Annotated in this window: 9 protein-coding genes and 1 other RNA gene; all 10 read left to right on the top strand. The window is 67.2% G+C overall.

Annotation, left to right across the window (positions count from 1 at the left end; all coding sequences use genetic code 11):
* Position 1 precedes the first annotated feature (1 nt).
* The 10 genes from flhB to mraY all read left to right on the top strand — a co-directional run bounded on the left by flhB (position 2) and on the right by mraY (position 12,971).
* Positions 2-1,069: a flagellar biosynthesis protein FlhB gene (gene flhB / locus BLW40_RS08490; RefSeq protein ID WP_074767560.1), complete on the top strand. Its 1,068-nt coding sequence runs from the start codon at positions 2-4 to the stop codon at positions 1,067-1,069.
* A complete protein-coding gene (locus BLW40_RS08495; protein WP_074767562.1) occupies positions 1,059-3,404 on the top strand; it encodes a hybrid sensor histidine kinase/response regulator in 2,346 nt (781 codons plus the stop codon). Before flhB ends, BLW40_RS08495 begins: the two co-directional genes overlap by 11 nt.
* Before the next feature lie 140 nt (positions 3,405-3,544).
* Positions 3,545-4,282 carry a protein phosphatase CheZ gene (locus BLW40_RS08500; protein WP_074767564.1) on the top strand — a complete coding sequence of 246 codons (738 nt, stop codon included), beginning with the start codon at positions 3,545-3,547 and terminating at the stop codon, positions 4,280-4,282.
* A gap of 125 nt (positions 4,283-4,407) precedes the next feature.
* Positions 4,408-4,824, top strand: an RNA gene (rnpB, locus tag BLW40_RS08505) — RNase P RNA component class A.
* 390 nt (positions 4,825-5,214) lie between these two features.
* A complete protein-coding gene (locus BLW40_RS08510; RefSeq protein ID WP_074767566.1) occupies positions 5,215-5,688 on the top strand; it encodes a division/cell wall cluster transcriptional repressor MraZ in 474 nt (157 codons plus the stop codon).
* The gene (gene rsmH / locus BLW40_RS08515; RefSeq protein ID WP_074767568.1) at positions 5,685-6,656 is read left to right on the top strand and encodes a 16S rRNA (cytosine(1402)-N(4))-methyltransferase RsmH; all 972 of its coding nucleotides are present in this window, start codon (positions 5,685-5,687) and stop codon (positions 6,654-6,656) included. Before BLW40_RS08510 ends, rsmH begins: the two co-directional genes overlap by 4 nt.
* Positions 6,653-7,261, top strand: a complete 609-nt coding sequence (ftsL, locus tag BLW40_RS08520; protein ID WP_074767570.1) for a cell division protein FtsL — start codon at positions 6,653-6,655, stop codon at positions 7,259-7,261. The genes rsmH and ftsL overlap by 4 nt, the downstream gene beginning before the upstream one ends.
* Entirely contained in the window at positions 7,258-9,042 is a 1,785-nt protein-coding gene (locus BLW40_RS08525) for a peptidoglycan D,D-transpeptidase FtsI family protein (RefSeq protein WP_074767934.1), read from the top strand. Before ftsL ends, BLW40_RS08525 begins: the two co-directional genes overlap by 4 nt.
* A complete protein-coding gene (locus tag BLW40_RS17930; protein WP_074767572.1) occupies positions 9,026-11,893 on the top strand; it encodes a UDP-N-acetylmuramoyl-L-alanyl-D-glutamate--2,6-diaminopimelate ligase in 2,868 nt (955 codons plus the stop codon). The genes BLW40_RS08525 and BLW40_RS17930 overlap by 17 nt, the downstream gene beginning before the upstream one ends.
* The gene (mraY, locus tag BLW40_RS08535) at positions 11,883-12,971 is read left to right on the top strand and encodes a phospho-N-acetylmuramoyl-pentapeptide-transferase (RefSeq protein ID WP_074767574.1); all 1,089 of its coding nucleotides are present in this window, start codon (positions 11,883-11,885) and stop codon (positions 12,969-12,971) included. Before BLW40_RS17930 ends, mraY begins: the two co-directional genes overlap by 11 nt.
* The last annotated feature ends 2 nt before the right edge of the window (positions 12,972-12,973 follow it).

Consider the following 12,973-nt stretch of genomic DNA (forward strand, 5'->3'; position numbering starts at 1 on the left):
GATGGCCGAAGAGTCAGAAGACAAATCAGAGCAACCGACAGACCGAAAACTCGACAATGCCCGCAAGGAAGGGCAGGTCGCGACCTCGATCGAAGTTCGGACCTGGGCCGGGCTGATGGGGACTCTGGTGGTGGTGGCGCTGATGGCGGGGCCGCTGGCGCACGATCTCAACGCCCTTCTGCTGCCGTTCATCGAACGCCCCCATGCCTTCGACATGACCCCGTCCGGGCTTGGCCGGACCCTGACCGACGTCACATTCGAAACTCTGTTGCTGTTGCTGGTGCCGCTGTCGCTGCTGCTGGTCTTAGGCGTCGTTTCGGTGGTGGCGCAAAACGGGCTGCTATTGGTGCCCAAGCGGATCATGCCCGACTTCAACAAGATCAATCCGATGAAGGGACTGACCCGGTTGTTGTCGATGAACAATCTGGTCGAATTCCTGAAATCTCTGTTCAAGGTCACCACGGCCGGAATCGTGGTGTTCGTGGTGTTGAGCGGACGGATCAACGAATATGTCGGTCTGGCCGCGCTCGACCTGCCGACGATCCTCGATTACCTGCGTCGCCAGATCCTGCACATGATGATTATCGCGATGCTGCTGGTGACCGCGCTGGCCGCCGCCGATTGGGCCTATCAGCGCATGTCCTTCACCAAGAAGATGAAAATGTCCAAGCAGGAGGTCAAGGACGAGCACAAGCAGACCGAAGGCGACCCGATGATCAAGGGCCGCCTGCGCAATCTTCGGATGCAGCGAGCGCGGTCGCGGATGATGTCGGCGGTTCCCACCGCCGACGTCGTGGTGACCAACCCGACCCACTATGCCGTCGCGCTGAAATACGACATGGAAACGATGGGCGCGCCCCGGCTGGTGGCGAAAGGGGCCGACCTGATCGCCAAGCGCATCCGCGAACTGGCCGAGGAGCACGAAATCCCGGTGGTCGAGAATCCGCCGCTGGCGCGCGCCTTGTTCGCCACCGTCGATATTGACGCGGAAATCCCGCCCGAGCATTACAAGGCAGTGGCCGAAGTGATCGGCTATGTCATGAAGCTGAAGGGCCGCCTTGCCCACTGACGCCGCCCCCGTGCCCGTGCCGCCATCGCCCGCCGCCCCCGGACGGCTGGCGCGCTGGTGGTCGCGGCTGGTCCGCCGCCCGGCCCCGGCCCGGCTGGCCGCGGCCCTGGCCGCCGCGCTGGAGGACGACCCCCGCGCCTTGCTGGTGGTGGGGGCCGATGGGCGCGACCTGTTCCGCAACCGCGCCGCCCGCCGTCTGCTGGGGCCTGCGTCCGATCCGCTGGCGACGCTCAGGGCACGGACCGAAGGCGACGAGCGGGCCTGCGCCGGAATCGAGCGGATCGAGATCGCCGCCCGCCTGGGCGCGCCGCGTCGGGCCGAGATCGGGCTGGCCCAGCCCGGCGGCGGGCGGGAATGGCTGGCGCTGGAGGTGCGGCCGGGCGACCGCCCCGGCGTGCTGATGTGGAGCGCCGAGGATGTCAGCGGACGGCGGGCGATCGTCGAGACGCTGCGGCGCGAGAACGAATTGCTGTCCGATTTCGTCGATTACCTTCCGGTGGGGTGCTATTCGGCCGATGCCAACGGCACGGTCCGTTATGTCAATCAGCGGCTGGCCGACTGGCTGGGACGCAGCGGCGAGGATCTGGTCGGCCGCACCCTCGAGGATCTGCTCGGCACCGTCCCCAACCCCGAGGAAGAGCGGGCCGAACTGCGCTTCAAGGGCCGCAGCGGCGAAGTGTTCCAGGGGCTGGTCGCCCATTCGGTGTTCGACGAGGGTGGCGAGATGTTCACCCGCTCGGTGGTGGTGCGCGACCCGCTGCCGGAACAGCATCTGGAGCGGGCGGTCCGTGCCGCCGAACGCCGCTTCCGCTGGCTGTTCGACGACGCCCCGGTCGGAATCGCCCTGGTCGATCCCGACGGCATCCTGTCGGGCTGCAATCTGGCGCTTCAGGCGATGCTGGGGATCGAGCAGGGCGATATCGTCGGCCGCCCGATCGCCGGCTTCATCGCCGAGGACAGCCGCGCCGGAGCGGTCGAGCAATTGAGCCGGGTGATGCAGGGATCGCTGCCCGGCACCCATCTCGACGTCCGGCTGACGGGAAAGCGCGCGCCCATCGCCCAATTGTTCGTCAGCCCCTCGCACGAAGACGGCGACATCACCGGTCTGGTGATCCATTTCATCGACGCCACCGAGCAACGCAATCTCGAACTGCAATTCGCGCAAAGCCAGAAGATGCAGGCGATGGGCCAGCTTGCCGGGGGCGTCGCCCACGATTTCAACAATCTGTTGACGGCGATGATCGGCTTTTGCGATCTGCTGCTGCAACGCCACGGCGTCGGCGATCCCAGCTTCGCCGACATCATGCAGGTCAAGCAGAACGCCAACCGCGCCGCCGCGCTGGTGCGTCAGTTGCTGGCCTTCTCGCGGCGTCAGGCGTTGCAGCCCCGGCGGCTGGCGGTCACCGACGCCCTGGCCGATCTGTCGACGCTGCTGCGCCGCCTGCTGGGCGAGACGATCGAGCTGAAGATGGTCCATGGCCGCGCCCTGGGGCTGGTGCGGGTCGATCCCGGCCAGTTCGATCAGGTCATCATCAATCTGGCGGTCAATGCCCGCGACGCGATGCCGGGCGGCGGCACCCTGACCATCCGCACCAACGCGGTCCATGTCGACCAGGCGGTCCAGCGCGGGCCGGAACTGATGCCGCCCGGCGATTACGTGCTGATCGAGATCGCCGACACCGGCACCGGGATCGGCCGCGACACCCTGCCCCGCATCTTCGAGCCGTTCTTTTCGACCAAGGAGATCGGGGCGGGCACCGGACTCGGGCTATCGACGGTCTATGGCATTGTGCGCCAGACCGACGGGTTCGTCTTCGTCGATAGCGAGCCGGGCCAGGGCGCGACCTTCTCGATCTACCTGCCGCGGATCGATGGCGGCGACGCCAGCGACGGCGCGGCCCAACCCCGCCGCGCCGTCGCCGTCGAGGACAGCCCGGCGGCAACCGACCTGACCGGCAGCGGCACCATCTTGCTGGTCGAGGACGAAGACGCGGTCCGCTTGTTCGGGGCGCGGGCTCTGCGCAACAAAGGTTATACCGTGATCGAGGCCCGCTCGGGCGAGCAGGCGACCGAGTTACTGCGCGGACCCCAGCCGATCGACCTGCTGATCTCGGACGTGGTGATGCCGGGAATGGACGGCGTCACCCTAGCCGGGCTGGTGCGGACCGAGCGGCCGCAGGTGCGGGTGATCCTGATTTCCGGCTATTCCGAGGATGTCGCCCGCGACGGCATCGGTCCCGACGCCGGATTCGCCTTCCTGCCCAAACCGTTCTCGCTGGCCCAATTGGCGGGGGCGGTCAAACGCGCTTTGACCGGCCACGACACCGAAAGGTAATAAATTCATCCTCCGACAGGTTGACGAACCGAGATGGCGACCACATCATGAGTATGTTGCCCCGCCTCGTCCGTCGGGGAACCGCGGGCTGTCGACAGAGGCACCCTCGTCCCCTCTGGCGAGCGTAAGTGGATGAACCGATGACGAATGACCGCAAGTTGTTCACCGCCGAGATCAAAAAGCTCCAGCAGCGCGGCGAACCGTCCGCTTCGCCCCTCTCCAGCGAGGTCATGAAGGCGATCCGCGATCTGAAGGACGATTTGAAGGGGCTGGAGATTCTGATCCGCCACGGCGAGCTTCCGCCCCCGGTGGCGGTGGTCGCGCCGCACGAGGACGGGGTGCCGCACAAGGCCGCCGAAGTCTCGATGCTCAAGACCGAGTTGCGCGCGCTCGCCGTCTGCATCGAACATACCAAGGCCGAGATCGCCGCCCTAAAGCCCAAGGACGCCGACGAAGACCGGCTGATTTCGGTTACCTTCGAACTCGACGCGATCGTTTCCTCGACCGAACGCGCCACCGAACAGATCCTCGAGGCCTCGGAACGGATTGAATCAATCGGCCGCGAGATTCAGGCCCACGCCACCGACGCCTATGTCAGCCGTCTGGTCGAGGATATCAGCGAGACGATCGGCACAATTTTTGAAGCCTGCAACTTCCAGGATATTACCGGCCAGCGGATCACCAAGGTCGTCAAGACCCTCAAATATGTCGAAGCCCGCATCAACGCGATGATCGACATCTGGGGACCGGACAATATCGCCGATGTCTCTCCCAAGATCTTCGAAGAACATCGCGACGAGGATTCCAAGTTGCTGAACGGTCCGCAGCTTGAAAACAAGGGCATTTCCCAGGACGAAATCGACAAACTCTTCGGATAACGGAGCAGCCCACCGCCCCGGATGGGGGCAGTGGGGCCGACCGTCGCGGCACCTTTGAAAAGAACCCCCCACCCCCCGATCGCCCCGTGACAGCGGCGTCCGCCCGGTTTATGGTGCGCGCCGCGCCAGACGGCTGGACGGCCGCTCTTCGGGCTTTGCCCGGAGGGAGGAAAGTCCGGGCTCCACGGAAACACGGTGCCGGATAACGTCCGGCGGGGGCGACCCCAGGGAAAGTGCCACAGAAAGTAAACCGCCTGTCCCCCGATCTTTCGGGCGTCAGGTAAGGGTGAAAGGGTGCGGTAAGAGCGCACCGCGCCCCCGGTAACGGGGGTGGCAGGGCAAACCCCACCGGGAGCAAGACCAAATAGGGGCGGCACCCGTTCTTCCTCGGAAGGACGAAGCGCGTTTCCGCGCCGCCGCCCGGGTCGGTCGCGAGAGGCGTCCGGCAACGGGCGTCCCAGAGGAATGGCCGTCCACCCCCGGCACCATGGGAAACCATGGGATGGGGCGGACAGAACCCGGCTTACAGGCCGTCTGGCGCGCACTTTTTTCCATCCTCCCGCCCCGATGCGAACCCCGGATTCGGGGCGGATTCGCGCCGTCTATATCCGGCATTCCCCCTACTTTTTCCCGATCCGACACCCCTCCCGAATCGGCTATCCACAGGGCTGGGAAGGCCGATTCTCCGGCCAAATCATGCATTTACAGCAATTTCTTACAGTACTTTACGAAAAAATTATGCACAACTTGTGACAACAGGCGAAGTGGGGGGTCATTACTATTTGATTCCATTGACGCCCATGTCATCCCATGGTATCCCATCAATACCCAATCGGCCACACCAGGGGAGTCGTGTGTCGAAACGAATACGGGTAATAGGGCGGACCTAACGCCCACGGGTTTCGGGCAATCTCAGAACAAGGCGGACGAGGGTGGCTCTGTTCCTCTCCACATTCGTCAATAAGGTTGATCGCAAGGGCCGGGTCTCGGTCCCGGCACCGTTCCGCTCTGCCCTGGCGTCGCTGTCCTTCCAGGGAATCGTGACCTACCGCTCGTTCACCCAGCCCTGCGCCGAAGGGTGCGGCATCGATTTCATGGAACGGTTGTCGGCCAGTGCCGAAAGCCTCGACCTGTTCAGCCCCGAGCAGGAGGAGTTGAGCGCCCTGATCTTCGCCGACGCCCGCCAGCTCGGCTGGGATGCCGAAGGGCGGATCCTGCTGCCCGAGGATGTGATCGCCCATGCCGGGCTGGACGAAACCGCCGCCTTTGTCGGCAAGGGACGAACCTTCCAGATCTGGCGTCCCGAAACCTACCGCGAGATTGAGGCCGACATCCGCGCCCGCGCCCTGAAGACCCGCCCGACCCTGCCGTTGCGCCCTCGCACCACCACTGGAGACTTATCGTGAGCGCCGCCGCCCCTCATCTTCCCGTCCTGCTGACCGAGGTGATCGCCGCGATCGCCCCGCAGGACGGCGGCCGCTTTCTCGACGGCACCTTTGGCGCCGGGGGCTATTGCCGGGCGATCCTCGCCGCCGCGCCCGGCTGCCACCTGACTGGAATCGACCGCGACCCCACCGCCGCCGAACGCGGGCTGGCGCTGGAGGCCGAGCATCCCGGCCGCTTCGCCTTTGTCGCCGGTCGCTTCGGCGAGATGGCCCGCCTGCTGGGCGAGGATGCCATCGGGACGCTGGACGGGATCGTGCTCGATATCGGCGTGTCGTCGATGCAGATCGACGAGGCCGAACGCGGCTTTTCCTTCTCGAAGGATGGGCCGCTCGACATGCGGATGGAACGAGACGGCCTCGACGCCGCCGATATCGTCAACACCACGCCCGAAGCCGATCTGGCCAACATCCTCTATCGCTATGGCGAGGAACGGCTGTCGCGCCGGATCGCGCGGGCTATCGTCGAGGCACGCAAGGCGCAGCCGTTCCGCCGCACCGGAGAGTTGGCGACGCTGGTCCGCAAGGTGGTGCCGCGCCATCCCGACGGGATCGACCCCGCCACCCGCACCTTCCAGGCGCTGCGGATCGCCGTCAATGACGAGTTGGGCGAACTGGAACGCGGCCTCGCCGCCGCCGAGACCCTGCTTGCCCCCGGCGGGCGGTTGGTGGTGGTGACCTTCCACTCGTTGGAAGACCGGATCGTCAAAGACTTCCTGCGCGACCGTTCGGGCGCTGGCGCCCTGCCGTCGCGCCATCTTCCCCATGGCGGAGTTGGGCCACGCCCCAGCTTCTCCCTGATTCAACGCCGCGCCGTCCGCCCCGGCGAGGACGAGTTGGCCCGCAACCCCCGCGCCCGCTCGGCGCGACTGCGTGCCGCCGCCCGCACCGAAGCCCCGGCCTGGCCTCAGACCACCGGGAGGGCAGCATGAAACGCGGCATCCTCGGAACCGTCCTGTGGATCGGACTGGCCGCCTGCATCGGGATCGGCCTGTTCCTCGTCAAGCATGAAGTCAAGGATCAGGAACGCCGCCTGACCGCGCTGAACGCCGAAATCCGCGCCAATCAGGAAAGCGTCCACGTCCTGCGCGCCGAATGGGCCTATCTCAACGATCCCACCCGGCTGCGCACCCTGGCCGAGCGTCATCTCGGCATGCACCCGGTCCAGCCGACCCAGATGGCCTCGCTTGACGCCGTGTTGCGCGACGGCCTGCCGGTTCAGCCGACCAAGCTGGCCGACAGCCGGGCCAAGCCCGCCGTGCTGAAGTCGGATGCGGCGCTGATCCGCACCGCCGCCGCCCGCCCGGCCGAGCGGCCCGCGCCGCGTCCGGTCCCGGTTACGCCGCCGCCCCACCCCCGCGCCGAGCCGGTGCTGGCCCGCACCGAGCCGATGATGCAGCCCCCGCCGCCCCCGATCGGTCCGTCCAGCCCGCTCCCGGCGGCGGTGCAACCCGCCCGCGGCGGCGGACATTCGATCGTGATCCGCTCTCCCGCCTTGGCCCAGGGCGATCCGGTGATCGACGGGGACAGCCGATGAAACTGTTCCCCTCCCGCCGCCGTCCCGGCTTTCATGCCGGGGACGATCTTCAAGCCGGGATCGCTGTCCGGCTTGACGGCGTCCGCAGCGAAGCGTTGGAAACCGGCCGGTCGCGATTAATCGCGACCGCTTTGGCTTTTGTGGTCGTGTTCGGCGTCATCGCGGTGCGGCTGGTCGATGTCTCGGTGCTCGACCAGCAGCCCGCGCGCCAAAGCGGACCGGCCAAGGCCCGCGCCGACGGGATCGAGATGGAACGGGCCGACATCACCGACCGCAACGGGGTGCTGCTCGCCTCGTCGCTGCCGACCGTGTCGCTGTTCGCCCGCCCCGACGATATCCGCGCCGCCCGCGTCGATGTCGAGCAGGCGGCGGTCCGGCTGACCGAGATTTTGCCCGAACTCGACGTCGCCGAGACCGCGGCGGCGCTGTCGTCGTCGCGCCAGTTCGTCTATCTGCGCCGCAACCTGACGCCGCGCCAGCATCAGGACGTCAACGCGCTCGGCATTCCCGGCCTGCAATTCGAAAAAGGCGAAAGCCGGGTCTATCCCCACGGCAGCCTGCTCGCCCACGTCGTCGGCATGACCGACATCGACAATAGCGGCATCGCCGGAATCGAAAAGCGGTTCGAGTCCACGCTGCACGAAAGCCGCGAACCGCTGATGCTGTCGATCGACATCCGGGTCCAGACCATCGTCCGCGACGAACTGGCCCGCGCCGTCACCGAGTTCCGCGCCATCGGCGCGACTGGGATGGTGATGGATGCCCGTACCGGTGAATTGCTGGCGATGGTCAGCCTGCCCGATTTCGACCCCAACGACCCGCCGCCGGGGACCGATCCCGCCTTGTTCAACCGCGCCACCAAAGGCGCCTACGAGATGGGCTCGACCTTCAAGCTGTTCAACACCGCGGTCGCGCTCGACAGCGGCCGGATCGGGATGACCAGCAGCTTCGACGCCACCAAGCCGCTGGTGTTCGCCGGGCACGTCATCCACGACGACCACGCCCAGAACCGCTGGATGAGCGTTCCCGAAATCCTGATCCATTCCTCGAACATCGGGTCGGCGCGGATGGCGCTCGACGTCGGCACCGAGGCCCAGCGCGCCTTCATGGCCCGGATCGGCATGCTGGCCCCCCCGGCGATCGAACTGCCCGAGGTCGGCGCGCCGCTGGTGCCCAATCCCTGGCGCGAGATCAACACGATCACCATCGCTTTCGGCCATGGACTGTCGGTGACGCCGCTGCAATTGCTGGCCGGAACCGCCGCGCTGGTCAATGGCGGCGAGTACCGCAACCCAACCCTGCTTGCCCACGTCCCCGACGAACAGATCCCCGGCGTCCGGGTCATCAAGCCCAAGACCTCGGCCCAGATCCGCGAATTGATGCGGATGGTCGTCACCGAGGGTACCGGCAAGAAGGCCGACGTGCCCGGCTACGAAGTCGGCGGCAAGACCGGCACCGCCGAAAAGGTCGGCCATGGCGGCTATCGTCGCAAGGCGGTGCTGTCCTCGTTCATCGCCGCCTTCCCGATGGACGATCCCCGCTATGTCGTCCTGGTGATGGTCGATGAGCCCCAGGCAACGCGCGAGACCTTCGGCTTCATCGCCGCCGGTTGGACCGCCGCGCCCGCCGCCGGTCGGGTGATTGCCCAGATCGCCCCGCTGCTGGGGCTGATGCCCAAACCCCCCGCCCCGCCCCAACCGGTCGCCGAGCGCAACCGCGACGGACGTCCCGCCACCGCCACCAGCCAAACGGGAGGCCACGACGTTGCCGCGGTTGACTGACCTGTTACCCAGCCATACCGGCCCCGATCCGATCGTCACCGGACTGACCGCCGATTCCCGGCAGGTCCGGCCCGGTTTCCTGTTCGCCGCCCTGCCCGGCAGCCGCGCCGACGGTCGCGCCTTTGTCCCCGCCGCGCTGGCCGCCGGTGCGGTGGCGATCCTGGTTCCCGACGGCACGATCGTCGATGGACTGCCCGAGACGGTCGCGCTGATCCACGCCCCCAATCCGCGCCGTCGGCTGGCGCTGCTGGCCGCCGCCTTCGCCGGAGCCCAGCCCGAAACAATGGTGGCGGTGACCGGCACCAACGGCAAGACCTCGACCGCCTGGTTCTTCCGCAAGATCATGGGAGTTCTGGGCCACCGCGCCGCCGCGATCGGCACTCTGGGCGTGATCGCCGAGGGCTGGGACGGGCCAAGCGGGTTGACCACTCCCGATCCGGTCGCGCTGCACACGATCCTGGCCAAGCTGGCCGGAATGGGGGTGACCCATGCCAGCCTGGAAGCATCGAGCCACGGGCTCGATCAGGAGCGGCTGGACGGAGTCGTGCTGAAGGCCGCCGCCTTCACCAACCTGACCCGCGACCATCTCGATTATCACCGCGACATGGAAGCCTATGCGGCGGCGAAGCGGCGATTGTTCAGCGAATTGCTCCATGGCGACAGTGTCGCCGTCATCGACATGGACAGCGACTGGTCGCCTTATTTCGCCCGTGCCGCGACCGAGCACGGCCGCCGCCTGATCACCACCGGCGCGGCTGGAAACGACATCCGCCTGATCGAATCCCGCCCGACTCCGTCCGGCCAGGATCTGCGCCTGACCCTGTTCGGCCGCGAGGTCTCGGTCGCCCTGCCGCTGGCGGGACGGTTCCAGGCCCATAACGCGCTGTCGGCGCTGGGTCTGGCGATCGCGATCGGCGAGGATGCCGACCGCGCCCTGGCGGCGCTGGAAAGCCTGGACGGCGTCCCCGGACGGCTGGAACGAGTGGCCGAGCGCGCCAACGGAGCCGCGATCTTCGTCGATTACGCCCACACCCCCGACGCGCTGGAAACCGTGCTGCGGGCGTTGAAGCCCCATGCCTCGCGGCGGCTGGTGGCGCTGTTCGGCTGCGGCGGCGACCGCGATCCGGGCAAGCGCGGGCTGATGGGCTCGATCGCCGGACGGCTGGCCGACGCCGCAATCGTCACCGACGACAATCCGCGCGGCGAAGCCCCCGCCGCGATCCGCGCCGCGATCCTGGGCGGCTGCCTGGGCGGGATCGAGATCGGCGACCGCCACGCCGCCATCCGCACCGCGATTGCCGGACTGGAAGCGGGCGACGTGCTGGTGATCGCGGGCAAGGGCCATGAGACCGGCCAGATCGTCGGCGAGTCCGTTCTGCCGTTCGACGATGCCGCCGAGGCCCGCGCCGCCGTCGCCGCCGTCGATGGCCATCTGGGTGGCGACCTGCCGCTGTGGACCGCCGCCGAGGCCGCCGAGGCCGCCTCGGGAACCTTGACGGGCCGCAGTTGGCTCGCCTTCGGGGTGTCGATCGACAGCCGCTCGCTGCGTCCGGGCGATCTGTTCGTCGCCCTGGCCGGTCCCCAGCACGACGGCCACGACCATGTCGCCGCCGCGCTGGAAGCCGGAGCCGCCGCCGCGATCGTTTCCCGCCGTCCCGAGGGCGTGGCCGAGGACGCGCCGCTGCTGCTGGTCGCCGACACCACCGCCGCTCTGTCGGCGCTGGCGCGGGCCGCCCGCGCCCGCTCCAAGGCCCGGATCGCCGCGATCACCGGCAGCGTCGGCAAGACCGGGACCAAGGAAATGCTGGGTCTGGCCTTGGCCGAGCAGGGGGCGACCCACACCACGGCGGGCAACCTCAACAATCATTACGGTGTGCCGCTGTCGCTGGCCCGGATGCCGCGCGACGCCGCCTTCGCCGTGTTCGAACTGGGGATGAACCATCCGGGCGAACTGACCCCGCTGTCGGCGCTGGTCCGGCCCCATGTCGCGATCATCACCGCCGTCGAAGCGGTCCATCTCGAATTCTTCGCCTCGACCGAAGAGATCGCCGACGCCAAGGCCGAAATCTTAAACGGTCTGGAGCCGGACGGGATCGCGATCCTGCCGCGCGACAACCGCTATTTCCACCGTCTGGCCGGGGCCGCCGCGATCCTGGGCCACAAGGCGCGGTCGTTCGGCAACCATATCGATTCGACCGCCCGGCTGCTCGATTGCGGCATTGATCCCGGCTCGACCGCCGTGTTCGCCTTGGTCGGCGAGCGGGCGATGGCTTATCGCGTCGGCGTGCCCGGCCAGCATTGGGCGGTCAATTCGCTGGCGGTGCTGCTGGCCGCCGAAGCGCTGGGGGCCGATCCGATCCGGGCGGCGCGCTCGCTCGGCGCGATGACCGCGCCCAAAGGACGCGGCCAGCGCAAACGTCTCCCCTTCGGCGGCGGCAACATCGAATTGATCGACGAAAGCTACAACGCCTCACCGGTGTCGATGGCGGCGGCGATCGCGACCCTGGCCTCGTCCCGCCCGGCCAAGGGGGCGCGGCGGATCGCGGTGTTAGGCGACATGCTGGAATTGGGAGAAGACTCGCCGGCTTTGCATGCCGGCCTTGCGGAAGCGATTGAGACCTGGGGCATCGATCTGGTGTACACCGCCGGGCCACTGATGAGTCATCTGCATCGCGCGCTCGACGCCTCGCGTCGCGGCGGTCATGCCGATTCGGCCGATTCGGTGACACCGCTGGTGCTGGCGGGCTTGCGCCCGGGCGATGTGGTGATGGTCAAGGGCTCGGCGGGCAGCCGCATGAGTCGTGTCGTTCAAGCTCTGACGGAAAGGGTGCCAGGGCAAGATGTTATATAATTTTCTATATCCCCTGGCTGATCAGATTGCGATCTTCAATCTGTTCAAATACATCACCTTCCGCACGGTGGGCGCGACGCTGACCGCGCTGATCGTCTCGTTCCTGCTCGCCCCGCGCCTGATCGTCTGGCTGCGGACCTGGCAGAAGCAGGGCCAGCCGATCCGCACCGACGGACCGGAAAGCCACCTGCTGACCAAGAAGGGCACGCCGACGATGGGCGGCCTGCTGATCCTGATGGCGCTGTCGGTCTCGACGCTGCTGTGGGCCGATCTGCGCTCGCCCAACGTCTGGATCGTGATGCTGGTGACGCTGGGCTATGGCCTGATCGGCTTCCTTGACGATTACCTCAAGGTCTCGAAGAAGAACCCGAAGGGCCTGCCCGGCCGCCTGAAGCTGGTCGGCGAGGTCGCGATCGCCCTGATCGCCGCCTATTGGGTGTTCACCTTGCAGCGCGAGCCGCTGGCCGGTGCCTTGGCCGTGCCATTTTTCAAGACGATGCTGGTCCAGTTGTCGTGGTTCTACCTCCCCTTCGCGGTGTTCGTGGTGGTGGGCGCGGGCAACGCCGTCAACCTGACCGACGGACTCGACGGACTGGCGATCGTCCCGGTGATGATCGCCGCCGGGGTGTTCGCGGTGATTTCCTATCTGGTCGGTCATGCCGTCTTCGCCAATTACCTCCAGATCCATTACGTCCCCGGTTCGGGCGAACTGGCGGTGTTCTGCGGCGCGCTGGTGGGGGCCGGGCTGGGCTTCCTGTGGTTCAACGCCCCCCCGGCGATGGTGTTCATGGGCGACACCGGCTCGCTGGCGCTGGGTGGCGCGCTGGGTGCGGTGGCGCTGGTGACCAAGCACGAACTGGTGCTGGGGATCGTCGGCGGGTTGTTCGTGCTGGAGACGGTCTCGGTGATCGTCCAGGTCGCCTCGTACAAGCTGACCGGCAAGCGGGTGTTCCGGATGGCACCCCTCCACCATCATTTCGAGAAAAAAGGCTGGGCCGAGCCGACGGTGGTGATCCGCTTTTGGATCATCGCCACCATCCTGGCGCTGGCCGGGCTGTCGACGTTGAAATTGCGATGAGG

It is taken from the genome of Magnetospirillum fulvum (assembly GCF_900108475.1).
GTDB lineage: Bacteria > Pseudomonadota > Alphaproteobacteria > Rhodospirillales > Magnetospirillaceae > Phaeospirillum > Phaeospirillum fulvum_A.